Below are 15,605 nucleotides of genomic sequence, written 5' to 3' on the forward strand. Positions count from 1 at the left end.
CATGACCCGGACACTTCGCATCACCTACTCGCTGACCTTCCTTGGCCTGCTCACCGGCCTTGGCGTGTGGTCGCTGAGCGGCGCTTCGAGCTTTCAGCGCACCGAGCAGATGACGGTGCTCAACGGCAAGCTGGCCAAGGCCGCCGAGACCCATTACGACGAGCAGTTCCCGATCAAGCGCCTGAGCACCAACCTGTGGGCCGCACTGGACTACAAGCTGTTCAACGAAGGCCGCCCCGGCGTGGTGCTGGGCCGCGAGCAATGGCTGTTCAGCGACGAAGAGTTCAAACCCACCGCCGGTGCCGACCAGCTGATGCAGGACAACCTGGCGCTGATCCGCGGCGTGCGCGACACCCTGCAACGCCAGGGCGTGCAGCTGGTGCTGGCGATCATCCCGGCCAAGGCGCGGATCTACTCCGAGTACCTCGGCGAAGAGCAGCCGGCCAGCCTGCATGGTGACCTGTACAACCAGTTCCATGCCCAGGCACGCCAGGCCAACGTGTTTGCCCCTGACCTGCAGGCGCCAATGGAGCAAGCCAAAGCCCGCGGCCAGGTATTCCTGCGCACCGACACGCACTGGACCCCGCTGGGCGCCGAAGTCGCCGCGCAGACCGTGGCCGAAGCCGTGTCCCGGCAAAAACTGCTGCAAGCCGAACCCCAGGCCTACGTCACCGACGCTGGCAGCAGTGCGCCGTACAAAGGCGACCTGACCAACTTCCTGCCGCTCGACCCGCTGTTCAGCGAGTTGCTGCCAGCGCCGGACAACCTGCAAAAACGCACTACCCGCCCAGCGGCCGGCAACGCCGACAGCGGTGACGCGCTGTTCGCCGACAGCCAGATCCCGGTGGCGCTGGTTGGCACCAGCTACAGCGCCAACCCGCACTGGAATTTCCTCGGCGCGCTGCAGCAGGCGCTGCACAGCGATGTCGCCAACTACGCCGAAGACGGCCATGGGCCGTTGCTGCCGATGCTCAAGTACCTGCAAAGCGACGCCTTCAAGGATGCCCCGCCGCAAGTGGTGGTGTGGGAATTCCCGGAACGCTACCTGCCGATGAAAAACGACCTCAGCGGGTTCGACCCGCAGTGGATCGCGCAATTGAAGAACACCCGTAAATCCGAAGAAAACCTGGCCCTGTCGTCCAATCGGACGGAACACTGAAAGAGAGGAACACGCACATGTCCAACAAGCCATCTTTTGCCAAAGTCTTCACCCTCGCTGCGGGCCTGTCGCTGGCCTCGCTGCAAGCCTTCGCCGGCGCCGACGCCGCACTGTACGGCCCCAGCGCACCGAAAGGCTCAAGCTTCGTGCGCCTGTACAACGCCAGCAGCGCACCGGCTGCCGCCAGTGTCGGCAACACCCAGATCAAGCAGGTCGGCGCGCAGTCCAGCAGTGACTTCAGCTTCCTCCCGGGCGGCGACTACAGCGCCCAGGTCGGTGGCAAGTCGGTGCCGGTGAAGCTCGCCTCGGACAAGTATTACACCCTGGTCAACAACGCCAGCGGCAGCCCGCAACTGATCGAAGAGCCACCGTTCAAGAACAAGCAAAAGGCTTTGGTGCGGGTGCAGAACCTCACCGACCAGGCGCTGACCCTGAAAACCGCCGACGGCAAGACCGAAGTGGTCAAGCCGGTAGCGGCCCATGCGCGCGGCGAGCGCGAGATCAATCCGGTCAAGGTCAACCTGGCCCTGTACCAAGGCGACAAGAAAGTCAGCGACATCAAACCTGTCGCGCTGGAACGCGGTGAAGCCGCCGTGCTGTACGTCACCGGCTCCGGCAGCAGCCTGGCCCCGGTGTGGGTAACCCGTCCTGTCTCGACCAACTGATTTCTGCCTCTATCAACCTTTGGAGAAACATCATGATTCCGGTAATCCTTTCTGGTGGTAGCGGTTCGCGTCTGTGGCCTTTGTCGCGTAAACAGTTCCCCAAGCAGTTCCTCGCCCTGACCGGTGAGCACACGCTGTTCCAGCAAACCCTCGAGCGCCTGGTGTTCGACGGCATGCAAGCGCCGATCGTGGTCTGCAACAAGGACCACAAGTTCATCGTCAACGAGCAGCTGACTGCACTGAACCTGCAGACCCAGGCGATCCTGATGGAGCCGTTTGGCCGCAACACCGCGCCGGCCGTGGCCATCACCGCGATGAAGCTGGTCAATGAAGGCAGCGACGAGCTGATGCTGGTACTGCCGGCTGACCATGTGATCGATGACCAGAAGGCCCTGCAACGTGCCCTGGCCCTGGCCACCGTGGCGGCCGAGCGTGGCGAGATGGTGCTGTTCGGCGTGCCGGCGACCAAACCGGAAACCGGCTACGGCTACATCCGTTCCAGCCAGGATGCCCTGCTGCCGGAAGGCGTCGCCCGGGTTGCGCAGTTTGTCGAAAAGCCTGACGAAAAACGCGCCACCGAGTTCGTCCGCAGCGGCGGCTACTTCTGGAACAGCGGCATGTTCCTGTTCCGCGCCAGCCGCTTCCTCGAAGAGCTGAAAAAACACGATCCGGATATCTACGACACCTGCCTGCTGGCACTCGAGCGCAGCGAAGAAGACGGCGACTACCTGAGCATCGACGAAGCCACCTTCGCCTGCTGCCCGGACAACTCGATCGACTACGCCGTGATGGAAAAGACCCAGCGCGCCTGCGTGGTGCCACTGACCGCAGGCTGGAGCGACGTCGGCTGCTGGTCGTCGCTGTGGGATGTGCACGAGAAAGACGCCAACGGCAACGTCACCAAAGGCGACGTGGTGGTGCAGGACAGCCACAACTGCATGATCCACGGCAACGGCAAGCTGGTCTCGGTGATCGGTCTTGAGAACATCGTCGTGGTCGAGACCAAGGACGCCATGATGATTGCCCACAAGGACAAGGTCCAGGGCGTCAAGCAGATGGTCAACACCCTCGACAAGCAAGGCCGCAGCGAGACCCAGAACCATCTTGAGGTGTATCGCCCATGGGGCTCGTACGACTCGGTGGACATGGGCGGCCGCTTCCAGGTCAAGCACATCACCGTCAAGCCCGGCGCCAGCCTGTCGCTGCAGATGCACCACCACCGCGCCGAGCATTGGATCGTAGTGTCGGGCACGGCTGAAGTGACCTGCGACGAGAACGTGTTCCTGCTCACCGAAAACCAATCGACCTACATCCCGATCGCCTCGGTGCACCGCTTGCGCAACCCGGGCAAGATCCCGCTGGAAATCATCGAAGTGCAGTCCGGCAGCTACCTGGGTGAAGACGACATCGAACGCTTCGAAGACGTCTACGGCCGCAGCGCCACGCCGATCGAGCGCGGCGTTTCGGTGAAAACCATCGCCCAGTAACCCTTCCAGCCATACACGGTCCGTGTAGGAGCGGCCTTGTGTCGCGAAAGGCCAGCGTAGCTGGCCCGGCAATGTCAGCGGCGAAGCTGAAAATGCGGGGCCGCTACGCAGCCCTTTCGCGACACAAGGCCGCTCCTACACGCGACCGCGTCGTCCATGTCGCACCGTTTTCACCCCCACCACTATTTCAGCTAGGATGTGCCAAACCCGCACACCCAAGGCTTGCCCTTCCCATGATCATCGGCGCCCTGCTCATCCTGACCTGGCTGGTCCTGCTCATTCGCTACCCGGCCAAGGCCCTGCCGATTTCCCTGGCTGCTGTACTCGGCCTCGGTTTGATCGCCCTCTGGGTTGCCTGGCAGGACACCCGCGAATCCAACCAGCTGGCCCGCCTCGACCTGCGCCTGCAATATGCCCCTGAACTGTGCCCAGCCGACCGCAGCCTGCGCGTGAGCATGAAAAACGCCAACAGCGTGCCGCTCACCGAACTGCGCTGGCAGGTCGGCGCCTACGCCCCCGGCGACACGGTCAACCTCGCCGAAAACACCTACAGCACGCCGCGCTATCGCGGCCCCGGCGACCTGCAGCCAGGCGCCGAGTGGAACGACTGCCTGCCACTGCCGCCGTTGCGCTCCGGCTACCGCGCGCAAACCCTGGAGTTTCGTGCCGAACGCCTGCAGGGCTCGTTTGCCAACTAGCCGCAGGCTGATTTGTCTGGGGTATGATCGAGCACCTTGCACAGCCCACAGGCCCCGCCATGCCCACAGTCCTGATCACCGGTTGCTCCAGCGGCATCGGCCGCGCCCTTGCCGATGCCTTTCGTGATGCCGGTCATGAGGTCTGGGCCACCGCGCGCAAGCCCGAAGCCGTTGCCCAACTGGCTGCAGCGGGCTTTACCGCGCGACAGTTGGACGTCAATGACAGCGCCGAGCTGACACGCCTCACAGATGAGCTGCAAGCCAGCCATGGCGGCCTCGATATCCTCATCAACAATGCCGGCTACGGCGCCATGGGCCCTGTGCTCGATGGCGGTGTCGATGGGTTGCGCGAGCAATTCGAAACCAACGTGTTCGCGCTGGTTGGGGTCACTCGCACGCTGTTCCCGCTGCTGCGGCGTAATCGCGGCCTGGTCATTAACATCGGTAGCGTCTCTGGCGTGCTGGTGACGCCATTCGCCGGTACTTATTGCGCGTCCAAGGCCGCTGTGCACGCGCTGAACACCGCGCTGCGCCTGGAGCTGGCGCCGTTTGGCATTCGCGTGATGGAAGTCCAGCCCGGCGCCATCGCTTCGCAATTTGCCAGCAACGCCCAGCAGCAGGCTGAACACCTGATAGCGGCGGATTCACCGTGGTGGCCGCTGCGCGAGCACATCCGCGCGCGAGCGCGCGCCTCGCAGGACAAGCCAACGCCAACCGCCGAGTTCGCCCAAGGCGTGCTGGCGGCAGCGGGCAAGTCACCGGTGCCGGCCCTGGTGCGGCTGGGCAACGGCAGCCGGGCGCTGCCACTGTTGGCGTGGCTGCTGCCGCGACGTTTGCTCGACAGCATCCTGCGCAAGCGCTTTGGCCTGTTACGACCGCTCTGACAGCCAAGCCTTCGGCGGCGCCTCGGCGAACGCTTGCCAGCCGCCACCGAGCGCCTTGTACAAGCCGACCATCGCCTGCGAGACGGCCGCCGAGCTGTCGATCCACTGCTCTTCGCTGGCCAGCAGCGCCGTCTGCACCGTGAGCACGTTGAGAAAGTCCACCGCGCCTTCCACGTACTGCTGCTGAGCGGTGTCCAGGGCGATGCGGTTTTCGCGCACGGCCTCGGCCAGGTGATCGCGACGCAGCTGGCTGGCGTTGTACAGGCGCAGCACATCGTCGATCTCATGCCAGGCGCCGAGCACCACCTTGCGATAGTTCAGCGCGGCCTCCTGCTGCTGCGCTTCACGCAACTGCAGCGTGCCCTTGAGCCGGCCACCTTCAAAGATCGGCAGCGACAGTTGCGGGCCAAAAGCAAACCGTCGTGAGTCCCAGCCGCCAAAGTCCGCCAATTGCAGGGCCTGCATACCGACGTTGCCCGACAGCCGAATACGCGGATAGAAGTCCGCCTTGGCCACGCCGATGCTGGCAGTTGCCGCATGCAGGCGCGCTTCGGCCTGGCGAATATCCGGGCGGCGCTCGGCCAACTCCGACGGCAAGCCAACCGCAAAGCGCTGCTGCGGCACCGGCAGTTCGCCCGGCGCCAGCAGCTCGGCCTGCAAACTGCGCGGTGGCTCGGCGGCGAGCAGGCTGAGGGCATTGATCAGGTCGTCACGCCTCGCTTGCAAGGTAGGTAAACGCGCTTCGATCGAGGCAACCTGAGCGCTGGCCTGGGCGACATCCAGGCGCGTCGCGACGCCCTCGGCCTGACGGTCGCGGGACAGTTGCAGGCTGTGCCGGGCGACCTTGAGATTGTTTTCGGTCACCTCCAGCGTTTGCTGCACGGCACGCAACTGGATGTAATCGCCGGCGGTCTCTGCGAGCAGCGCCAGCAACACGCCGCGGCGGTCCTCCTCGGCAACCGCCACGCTCGCATCGGCAGCTTCCACCTGACGACGCACCCGGCCCCACAGATCCAGCTCCCAGCCCGCAATCAGATCGCCCTGCCAAAGGTTGTAGGCCGATTTGCCGGCATTGCCTGACGGGTCATTCAGACCCTCGGCACTGTTGCGCGCGCGACTGTAGCCGGCATCCAGACCTATCGAAGGCGTCTCGTCAGCTGCAATCGTGCTGCGCAGCGCGCGGCTTTGCAGCAGGCGCGCACTGGCAATCTGCAGATCGAGGTTGTTGGCGGCAACGCGCTGGATCAGCGCGCTCAGCCTGGCATCGTGAAAACTCTCCCACCAACGCACTTGCAGTGGTTCGGCCAAGGGCTGGCTGGCGGCGGCCTCACCTTGCACCGGCGCCCATTGCTGTGGAGCCTGGCTGGCCGGGCGCTGAAAATCTGGGCCCAGGCTGCAACCGGCCAATGCGACAGCGAGCAGCAACGGGCTGAAGCGGACAAGTGCACTCATCGCGTGCTCACCTGCTGGCTGTCGAGCGAATCGCCCTGTGTGTCGATAGTGACCACCACCGACATGCCCACGCGCAGGCGCGACAGCAACGGCTGGCCATCATCGAAAACGATCTTCACCGGTATCCGCTGCACAACTTTGGTGAAGTTGCCGGTGGCGTTGTCGGGTTTGACTGCGGCAAAGGTCACGCCGGTGGCAGGGGCGATGCTCTGCACATGGCCTTTGAGGGTCACGTCGGAATAGGTATCGACGCTGACGCTGACCGGCTGCCCCGGTTGCACATGGGTCAGCTGGGTTTCCTGGAAGTTACCGACCACGTAGGCCTGCTCCAGCGGCACCACCGACAGTAGTCGCGCGCCGGGGGTGACATAGGCGCCAACCCGCAGGGCGCGCTCGCCGACCATGCCCGCTACCGGCGCAGTAATGCGGGTGTGCGACAGGTCCAACTGGGCCTTGTCGACACCGGCTTCAGCGCGCTTGAGCTGGCCATCGGCGCTGGCGACCTGAGCCGTGAGAATATCCACCTGCTTGCGCGTCGCTACCAATGCGGCCTGGCTGTTGGCTTGCTGCGCCCGCGCCTGATCGACCCGGCTGCGCGCTTGTTGCGCGTTCTGCACGGTGCCCGCGCCCTGCTCGGCCAGGCGGCCGTAGCGTTTGACCTCCTGTTCGGCAAACGCCGCCTGCGCCTGAGCCGCCTTGAACGCGGCCTCGGCCTGGGCGATCAGCGCAGCCTGGCGTTCGAGGGTGGCGCGCGCATCGGCGCTCTGCGCCTGGGCCACCAGCACCTGTGCCTGCGCGGCGGCCAACGCCGCCTCATAGTCGCGGGCATCGATGGTGGCCAGCAGCTGACCAGCCTGGACCTGCTGGTTGTCTTCGACCAGCACCTCCTGGATAAACCCGGCAACCTTGGGCGCCACCACGGTGTAGTCCGCGCTGACATAGGCATCGTTGGTCTGCTGCCGGTGATCACTGCCCAGCAGCCACGGCCCAACCAGTGCAGCCAGCACAGCCACGGCCAGCACCGAGCCGATGACGATAGTCTTGCGATTGTTGCTCATGTTCAGTGTTCTCGAATTCAGTCGGGTTCAGGCCACCGCGCGGGGTGGGTAGACCCGGGTGGGCGCAAAAGGAATCAGGCAAATCAGGATCACGGCGACGCAGGCCAGCAGCAGGTAGAGGTCGGCCGAGGTCAGCACCAGCGCCTGCTGGTGCACGCGCTGAGCCAGCCCGGCTGTGCGGTCATCAAGCAGCGGTGCATTGCCCAGGCTGTCCACTAGGTGATTGGAATGAAAGTGCCGGCGCAGCGTGCCGACGGCTTCCAGCAGGCCCGCAGCGATCACTGCGGCAAGGCCTTTGACGGTGTTGAACCAGGCCGAAGCGAACGGCCCTTCCTGCGGCGACATGCCGTTGGTGGACAGCATCAGCAACGGCAGCACGGCCATTGGTTGGCCGAACACCTGCAACAGGTAAAAGCCGTAGAAATCATTGCGAATCCACTGCGAGGTCAACTGGCTGCTGCCCACACAAGACAGCGCCAGCATGCCCAGGCCCAGCGCCAGCACCCAGCGGCAATCCACCGCGCGGATGTTGCATAGCGCGGCCGTCAACGGCAGCGCGATCAGTTGCGGCATCGCCACCAGCAGCATCAGCGGGCTGGACTGCGCCGGCCGGTAGCCCTGAATCTGCGCCAGGTATGCCGAAGGGATCGAGCCCAGCCCGGACAACACAATCAGCACCCCGGCGAGGGTCAGCAGGGCAAAACTCAGGTTGCGCCGCGAGAGCATGCGCAACTGAAAGAACGGCACCGGCTCGGACCACTCGTTGTACATGAACAGCAGCAACAGCAGCAGGCCGCCGCCGAGCAGCCAACAGATCAGCGGCGAGTCCAGCCAGCCCCAGCGGTCGCCCAGCGACAACCCAAGGACGATGCAGCTCAGTGCAGGCAAGCCCAACAGCACGCCGCGCCAGTTGAACTGCTTGAAGCGCTCCAGCCGCAGCGGGTCCTGCGGCAGGCCCCAGGCCACACAGGCCATGGCCAGCAGCGACGGCAGGATGATCTGCCAGAACGCCCATTGCCAGCCGACGTATTCGGTCCACAGGCCCGCCAGAGGCGTGCCGAGATTGGGTCCGAAGGTGGCGGTCAGGGCATAGCAGGCCAGGCCATAGACTTTGATTCCCGGTGGCAGAAAGCGCAGCGCCACGCTCATCAGCATCGGCGGCAAGGCGCCTGCGGCCAAGCCCTGAACGATCCGCAGCAGCATCAGGCTGTGCAGGTTCGGCGCGTAGGGTTGCAGCAGGCCCAGCACGGCAAACACGGCTATTGCGCAAAGGGTGAAGCGACGCAGGGAAAAGGTCGTCGCCAGCCACGGCGAAAAGGCCATCGCCGACACCGACGCAGCCGCATACACCGCCAGCAACCAGGCGCCCTCGTCGGCACCGATGCCCATCGCGCCGCGAATGTCGTTCAAGGAAATCTTGGTGACCGCCTCGTTCAACCCGGCGCAGAGCACAGCCAGCAGCACACCGAACAGCCCGACCACCACGCGCAGGCCAAATGCGGCCTGAGCGGGGGCGGTAGCCGCAGGGGTGGCGGAAAGCGAGGTCATATCAGGGAAATCTCCAGCAACAAATTGCACTGGAGGCATTTTAAAAAGATCGAATGCTTACGAAAACTGACTTATCGCCAGCTTTAAAGTGCGTCAGACGCAATCCGCTTGTGTCTCGAGTTCAAGGTTCAAGCCCGCAACAGGCCTTCAAGGTCTGGCGCAGCCAACGGTGCGCTGGGTCGCTATCAAAGCGCGGGTGCCAGGCCTGCATGACATTGACCCGCTCCAGCGCCAGCGGGATCTCGAACGAGCGCAGCGGCAGGCCGAGCTTGCTGACACTGCTGAGAATATTCGCCGGCATCGGCAGGATCAGGTCCGAATCGGGCAGAGAAAACAACGCCGAGTGGAAGCTCGGGGTGATCAGCGCTACCCGCCGCTGCACCTTGCAGTGGGCCAGTTCGACATCGATCGGCCCGTTGGCGCGCCCCCGGCGCGATACGCTGATCTGTGGATAACTGGCAAAGCTCTGCGCGGTCACCGGCTCGGCGAAGATCGGATGGTCCTGCCGCGCCAGGCCGATATAGAACGTCTGAAACAGGCTCTGGATCTTGATCTCCGGGCCCAGATCGACAGTCGAGCTGATGATCAGGTCGGTGCGCCCGTCACGCAGCACACTGTCGTCGTCCCCGCCTGGGCTTTCCGGGATGAAGCGCAGCACCGTGCGCGGCGCCTGCTCATGCATCATGCGCAGCAACTGCGCGCCGTACAGGGCAATGAACAGGTCATTGGTGCGGATGTTGAAGGCGCGGTCGAGGCTGGCCAGATCGACCGTATCGGCACTGCGAAAGACCTGCCCGGCCTGCTCCACCAGCACGCTGACCTGCTCGCGCAGGGCGAGCGCCCGTGGCGTCGGCACCAGGCCACGACCGGCGCGGACCAGAATCGGGTCACCGAGCGCATCGCGAATTCGCCCCAAGGTCCGGCTCATCGCCGCCGGGCTCAGGTTCATCCGCTGCGCAGCACCGACCACACTGCCCTCATCAAGCAAGGCATCAAGGGCAACCAGCAGGTTCATGTCCGGGAGTTGCATGGCCGGTTTCCGTGACTGTTGTGGGAATGTGCATGTTAACAGCTCGCACGATTGCGCCAGACGCAACGACGCCGTGCGTGCGGGGCCATTTATCCACAGCTGGCGCTCAGCTCAGAATGGCCTGTCGGCCACATCGCCTCGCGAGGACCCCCTATGCTCCGCTCTGTACTGATCGCCATCGACGCATCCCCTGCCACCAGCAACCTGCTGGCCCTGGCGCAGCGCTTCTGCCGCCCCGATCTGCACCAGTTGCATGTGCTGCTGGCGATCGACTCGACCTTCGCCGTGCACGAGCAACCCGCGCCCTTCACCCAGGCTGAGCGCGAGGAATACCCAGCTGCCTGCGAAGAGCAGCAACACGCAGAGGCCGCCATCGCCGCCGCGGTACAGACCTTGCGCGCTGCCGGCTTTGCAACCGACGGCAGCCTGCGCGCCGACCAACCGGTAGACGCCATCGTCGCTCAAGCCCAGGCGCTGGACTGCGAACTGATCGTCATGGGCCACCGCCACCTGTCACGGCTGGGCCGGCTGCTGGATCCATCGATCAGCGCCAAGGTGCTGGATCGGGTCGAGATACCGGTGTTGGTGGGGGTGACGGATTAGAAGCTTGCGTCTGGTTCGAGTACGCCGGGGGCGCTGCGCACCCCTTTCGCGACACAAGGCCGCTCCTACGGGGACCGCGTGAGTTGATCGTGCGCGGTCACTTGTAGGAGCGGCCTTGTGTCGCGAAAGGGCCGCGAAGCGGCTCCAGCAGTAATGGCCACTATCGCGTTCGCTACTTTCCACCTGGCCTCACCACCACCGTACAGGTCGTCCCCGCAGCCAGCAGAAACCCCTCCGGCACTGCATCGATATGAATCCGCACCGGCACGCGCTGGGCCAGACGTACCCAGTTGAAGGTCGGGTTGACATCGGCGATCAGCTCACGGCTTTGTGGGTTGTCGCGGTCGTAGATGCCGCGGGCGATGCTCTCGACATGGCCGCTGAGGCGCTCGCCACTCATCATTTGCAACTCGGCCTGATCGCCGACACGCACGTGCGGCAGCTTGGTCTCTTCAAAAAAGCCGTAGACCCAGAACGAGTGCTCGTCGACCACCGCCATCACCGGCTCACCGGTGCGCGCATAGTCGCCGCGGTGGACGTTGAGGTTGGTCACGTAGCCATCGACGGTGGCAAGAATGCGCGTGCGTTTCAGGTCCAGCTCGGCGGCGGCCAGCTGCGCAAGGGCCTGCTGGTAATCGGCCTGGGCCGAGTTGGCGATGTTGCTGGCGTCGTCACGGTTTTCCTTGGAAATAACCAGGTTGTCGAGATCGGCCCGGCGCTTGGCGTTGACCTTGCGCATCTCCCAGGTGGCCTTGCGTGAAGCCACCAGCGCCTTGGCCTGGTCGACCGCAACCTGGTAATGCTCGGCGTCGATCTGGATCAGCACATCGCCCTTCTTGACCCGCTGGTTATCGCGCACCGGCACATCGGTGACGTAGCCCGGCACATCGGCGGCGACATTGATGATGTCGGCGCGCACGCGGCCGTCGCGGGTCCACGGGGTAGTCATGTAGTGCAGCCACAGCTGGCGGCCGATGGCCACGGCTGCGACCAGCACCAGCAGGGTAGCGATCAGGCTGAAGAACTTTTTCATCGAGGGGTTCTCACCAGTAGACAGTCAGCGCCAGCGCGCCAAAGAGGCAGATGAACAGGCACAGGCGCAGCAGCGCCGGGTGCCAGAAGAAGCGGTAGCCGTCATGGCTGGCGATAAACCGGTCGAGGCCCCAGGCCAGTCCTGCGGCAAGCAGAAACAACAAGGTCATGGTCGGCATGTACACACCATGGAAGGCAATTTCACGGGGCATGCGGCAGTCCTTGCGCCAGTGGCGATTGCGGGTCGAGCAGCGAGCTGCGGATGAAGTGCAGGTAGCTCTGCGCACGGCGCAGCAGCGAGGTGTCGAAGTGCCGGGCGAACGGCTCGTCGGTGGTCTGCACGCGGCTGATGGCGTGGTCGACGGCGACCAGCGCGCGTTCGTGGTTGCTGGCGCTGGGCTGCAGGAACAACCGCGCCAGGGCACGGCCCATGACTCGGATCGCCTGGCGCCACGGCTGCGATTCGGCGTAGGCCGGGTGCACGGGTGCGTTGTGCTGCTCCTTGCGCAGCTCGATCACGGCGTGGCCGATTTCCAGCACGACGAACATCCAGCGCATCAGCTGGCTCTGCACCTGCGGCTTGCCGGCAGCCAGGCCGTAGGCTTGATGGAGCAGGTCGCGAGTGCGGCTGTCGAAGGCCGAACCGAGCCCGCGCAGGCGCCCACCGATGGCGAACAGCACCTGCTCACGCAAGTCCTGCTCCAGCCGGCTCCATAACCAGCGGCTGTTCGGCGGCAGGATGATGGCTCCGGCGGCGGCGCAGACCAGCATGCCCAGGAGCATGCCGATGTAGTCGTTGATGAAGGTGTACGGGTTGTACACAGTCAGGTTGTTCGGCACCGAGCCGATCGCGAAGAACACCAGCAGGCCGATCCCATAACCGGCATAGGCTGGTCGCGACGAGAGAAACGCGCCAAGCACGAACACCGGCGCCAGCACCATGCACAGCAGCGGGAAACCGTCGATCCAGGGGAACACGAAAAAGGTTTCGAAAAAGCCGATGAAGGCCCCGAGCAGCGTGCCGCAGGCCATCTGGAACGACATGCGTTTGGGGTTTGGCGAAGCCGCCGAAAGGCCAACAGTCACGGTCGCAATCAACGTCATCATCGCCCCGCTCGGCCAGTCGCTGAGCAGCCAATAGCTGCCGAGCAAGAGCAGTACCGCCGAGGCGCGCAGGCCGGCCGCCAGCGACACCAGCCAGTTGGTCCGCGACACGTACGGTTCGTCCCACTGCTCGCGCTGGTGGCTGTGCGCCGACAGTGAGGCGTGGGTCTGGGCATAGCTGAACATCTCGTCGACCAGGCGATAGAGCAGCTCAAAGGCCGTATGAAAATCGAGCAGCTCGGCTTCGCTGGGATGGGTTTGCAGATACTCGCTGCGCAGGCCGCGCACCTGGGCTTGCAGGCCATCTTTGTAGGCGGCCAGTTCGAGGGTCAGGCGCAATGCGTCGGCTTCGGTCAGGGCCCGGCCCACGTAGGGTTCGAGCAGCTCGACGAGGGTTTCCAGGCCCGGCTCGATGGCGCCGACAATCTGCAAAGGGCCGCGCGCGCGCAGCCGTTCGAGCAGTTGATGAAGGGCATTGAAGCGGGTGCTGATGGCCATGAACTCGCTGTTCATGCGCACCAGTCGGCCGCTGCGACGGCGCATGTGCGGGTCTTCGAAGGCGGTGACGTTGCGCAGGCTCTCCAGGCCCACCGCCTCGGCGATGAAGCGCACATTGCTGGCCTCGAAACGGTCGCGCGGGGTGTTGCCGCGCAGCGCCTCGACCACCACCCCGGCAAACACGCCAAAGCGCTGGTACAAGGCGTTGCGCATGGCGGCGCTGGCCGACTGCGGCAGGATCGCCGCGCTGACCAGAGTCGACACGAGGATGCCCAGGGAGATTTCCAGCACCCGCCACACCGCCGCCATAAAGGCTTGATCGGGGTGCTCCAGTACCGGCAGGCCGATCATCGCTGCGGTGTAGCCGGCCAGCACGAAGCCATAGGCACGAAAGGTGCGATAGCGCATGGCCCCGGCCGAGCACAGGCCGACCCACAGCGCCAGGCTTGGCAAGAACAGCTCACTGTTCTGCGGGAAGATCGCAATCAACGCGACCATCATCGCCGAGCCCGCCAAGGTGCCTAACACACGGTAAAAGCTCTTGGCGAAGACATGCCCACTCTGCGGCTGCATGACGATGAACACGGTGATCATCGCCGTGCGCGGCTGCGGCAGTTCCAGGCGCATGGCCAGCCACAGGGTAATGAACGCCGCCACCAGCACCTTGAAGATGTACACCCAGGTCACCCCGTCGGTGCGCGCCCAGGCAAAGAAGCCGCGGCGCCATTCCAGGCTGTGCAGCCAGTTCCAGAGCAGGCTCATCGGCGGTCGCCCAGACGATCGACTATGGCCAGGCTGGCCGGCGGTTTCGGCGCGGCCTGTTGCGCTGGCGCGGGCACGTCGTCCCCGGCCTGCAAGCCGCCGCCCAGCGCCGTGACCAGCTCGGCGTGAGCAGTCAGGCGCGCGGCCTGTACCTGCTGCTGAATCTGCTGCTGGCGAAACAGCAAGGTCTGCGCATTGAGCACGTTGACGTAGTCGGTCAGGCCGCGCTGGAAGGCCACCAGGGCGATGTCGTAGGTCTTCTGCGCGGCGGCCACCGACTGCTCGGCGAAGTGCGCCTGCTCGTGCATCGACTCACGGCGGATCAACTGGTCGGAGATGCCTTTCAACGCGCCGACCACCGTCTGGTTGTAGCGCGCCACCGCCACGTCATAACCGGCCGAAGCCACCCCCAGCTGTGCCCGCAGGCGGCCGCCATCGAACACCGGCAGGCTGATCGCCGGGCCGACGTTGTAGTTGAACTTGCGCCCGCTGAGAAACGCCAGCGCACCACCACCGGTGGCCATGAACCCCAGGCTGCCGACCAGATCGACATTGGGCATGAAGCTGGCGTGGACGACTTCGATACCGCGCGCCTGAGCCGCCACCTGCCACCGCCTGGCGACTACATCCGGGCGCTGGCCGACCAGCTCGGCGGGCAGTGTCGAGGGCAATTGCAGCGGCGCGGCGAGGGCCAGAGTCGGCCGCTGCAACTGCGCGCCCTCGCCCGGGCCTTTGCCTGCCAACGCTGCCAGCTGGTTACGCGCCAGGGCAATCGCCTCGTTGACTGCATCCAGCTGGCGGTGGGTTTCGGGCAGCGGCGCCTCGGCCTGGCTGACTTCGAAGTGGGTCCCGATGCCGCCGTCAAGGCGACGCCTGGCCAGGACCACAAGCTGCTCCTGCTGCTCAAGCTCGGCCTGGACGATGTCGCGCTGAGCAAAGTGCAAGGCAAACTGGATGTAGACCTTGACCAGGTTGTTTTCCAGCTCGAGCTGGGCCTGCCGCGCTTCGGCCACGTTCATGTGCGCGAGGTCGAGCGCCTGCTCGCTGGCACTGCGCTCACCGCCCCACAGGTCGAGCGCGTAGCTCAAACCAAGGCCAGCGTTGTTGTCCCAGGTGTTGGCACCCGACAGCGCACCGGGGCCGTAGAACTGGTCCTCCGGCCAGTTGTGCCGTTTCAGGTTTGCCTGGCCATTGCCCTGCAGCTGCTCGGCCGCTTCGCTGACACCGGCCAGTGCCCGCGCTTCGCGGACCCGCGCGGCGGCCATGGCCAGGCTTGGGCTGCCGGCTATGGCCAGTTCCAGCCAGCGATCCAGCTGGCGATCGCCATAGGCCTGCCACCACTGCTGGCGCGGCCAGTGGGCGTCCGTGGCGGCCTCGGCGATGGCGTGGTCAGTGAGCAGGGTGTTGGCTTGCAGCGTCTGGGTTTGCGGGGCGATGCCCCAGGTTCCGATACAGCCCGACAAGGTCAGGCTCAGGGCACAGGCACTGAGCGCATTCAGCGCTCCGATGATGCGACGCGGCACAGCTGCGATTTCCCGAGAAGTGGATGAGGCCGGGCAATTCTAGGGGGCCGCCGGACTGGCGATAAGCGCATAATCCTGCGAATCTTTGTTACCAAAACAGCG

Annotated in this window: 14 protein-coding genes; 6 read left to right on the forward strand and 8 right to left on the reverse strand. The window is 64.9% G+C overall.

Annotated elements, in window-relative coordinates:
• Position 1: 1 nt before the first annotated feature.
• From ACIOAU_RS18025 to ACIOAU_RS18045, 5 genes are all read left to right on the forward strand, one after another.
• Positions 2-1,159, forward strand: coding sequence for an alginate O-acetyltransferase (locus ACIOAU_RS18025; RefSeq protein WP_150570661.1), 1,158 nt, complete (start codon positions 2-4; stop codon positions 1,157-1,159).
• Positions 1,160-1,176: 17 nt separating this feature from the next.
• Positions 1,177-1,824, forward strand: a complete 648-nt coding sequence (locus ACIOAU_RS18030; protein ID WP_101322050.1) for an alginate O-acetyltransferase AlgF — start codon at positions 1,177-1,179, stop codon at positions 1,822-1,824.
• Between the two features lie 32 nt (positions 1,825-1,856).
• Positions 1,857-3,311: a mannose-1-phosphate guanylyltransferase/mannose-6-phosphate isomerase gene (locus ACIOAU_RS18035; RefSeq protein WP_101322051.1), complete on the forward strand. Its 1,455-nt coding sequence runs from the start codon at positions 1,857-1,859 to the stop codon at positions 3,309-3,311.
• Between the two features lie 233 nt (positions 3,312-3,544).
• Positions 3,545-4,009 carry a multidrug transporter gene (locus tag ACIOAU_RS18040; protein ID WP_101322052.1) on the forward strand — a complete coding sequence of 155 codons (465 nt, stop codon included), beginning with the start codon at positions 3,545-3,547 and terminating at the stop codon, positions 4,007-4,009.
• A gap of 59 nt (positions 4,010-4,068) precedes the next feature.
• Positions 4,069-4,893 (forward strand): SDR family oxidoreductase, encoded by an 825-nt coding sequence (locus tag ACIOAU_RS18045; RefSeq protein ID WP_103438516.1) that lies wholly within the window; start codon positions 4,069-4,071, stop codon positions 4,891-4,893.
• Here the strand turns inward: ACIOAU_RS18045 and ACIOAU_RS18050 are convergent.
• The 4 genes from ACIOAU_RS18050 to ACIOAU_RS18065 all read right to left on the reverse strand — a co-directional run bounded on the left by ACIOAU_RS18050 (position 4,879) and on the right by ACIOAU_RS18065 (position 9,981).
• Complete coding sequence (locus ACIOAU_RS18050; RefSeq protein WP_259075914.1) at positions 4,879-6,345, reverse strand: efflux transporter outer membrane subunit; 1,467 nt, start codon at positions 6,343-6,345, stop codon at positions 4,879-4,881. The genes ACIOAU_RS18045 and ACIOAU_RS18050 overlap by 15 nt on opposite strands.
• Positions 6,342-7,403, reverse strand: a complete 1,062-nt coding sequence (locus tag ACIOAU_RS18055; protein WP_259075912.1) for an HlyD family secretion protein — start codon at positions 7,401-7,403, stop codon at positions 6,342-6,344. Before ACIOAU_RS18055 ends, ACIOAU_RS18050 begins: the two co-directional genes overlap by 4 nt.
• A gap of 27 nt (positions 7,404-7,430) precedes the next feature.
• Positions 7,431-8,951: an MFS transporter gene (locus ACIOAU_RS18060; protein WP_150570665.1), complete on the reverse strand. Its 1,521-nt coding sequence runs from the start codon at positions 8,949-8,951 to the stop codon at positions 7,431-7,433.
• Positions 8,952-9,072: 121 nt separating this feature from the next.
• A complete protein-coding gene (locus ACIOAU_RS18065; RefSeq protein ID WP_220632524.1) occupies positions 9,073-9,981 on the reverse strand; it encodes a LysR family transcriptional regulator in 909 nt (302 codons plus the stop codon).
• Positions 9,982-10,134: 153 nt separating this feature from the next.
• Here ACIOAU_RS18065 and ACIOAU_RS18070 point away from each other — a divergent pair, with 153 nt between their 5' ends.
• Positions 10,135-10,584 (forward strand): universal stress protein, encoded by a 450-nt coding sequence (locus tag ACIOAU_RS18070; RefSeq protein WP_101322058.1) that lies wholly within the window; start codon positions 10,135-10,137, stop codon positions 10,582-10,584.
• Positions 10,585-10,756: 172 nt separating this feature from the next.
• Here the strand turns inward: ACIOAU_RS18070 and ACIOAU_RS18075 are convergent, their stop codons facing one another.
• From ACIOAU_RS18075 to ACIOAU_RS18090, 4 genes are read right to left on the reverse strand one after another with little or no spacing between them, the layout of a single operon-like run.
• Positions 10,757-11,617 (reverse strand): HlyD family secretion protein, encoded by an 861-nt coding sequence (locus tag ACIOAU_RS18075; protein WP_259075910.1) that lies wholly within the window; start codon positions 11,615-11,617, stop codon positions 10,757-10,759.
• Between the two features lie 10 nt (positions 11,618-11,627).
• Positions 11,628-11,828 carry a DUF1656 domain-containing protein gene (locus tag ACIOAU_RS18080; RefSeq protein ID WP_101322060.1) on the reverse strand — a complete coding sequence of 67 codons (201 nt, stop codon included), beginning with the start codon at positions 11,826-11,828 and terminating at the stop codon, positions 11,628-11,630.
• Entirely contained in the window at positions 11,818-13,980 is a 2,163-nt protein-coding gene (locus ACIOAU_RS18085) for an FUSC family protein (protein WP_401183694.1), read from the reverse strand. Before ACIOAU_RS18085 ends, ACIOAU_RS18080 begins: the two co-directional genes overlap by 11 nt.
• Positions 13,977-15,503, reverse strand: a complete 1,527-nt coding sequence (locus ACIOAU_RS18090; protein ID WP_401183697.1) for an efflux transporter outer membrane subunit — start codon at positions 15,501-15,503, stop codon at positions 13,977-13,979. Before ACIOAU_RS18090 ends, ACIOAU_RS18085 begins: the two co-directional genes overlap by 4 nt.
• Positions 15,504-15,605 lie beyond the last annotated feature (102 nt).

It is taken from the genome of Pseudomonas sp. NPDC088322 (assembly GCF_044740745.1).
GTDB lineage: Bacteria > Pseudomonadota > Gammaproteobacteria > Pseudomonadales > Pseudomonadaceae > Aquipseudomonas > Aquipseudomonas shirazensis.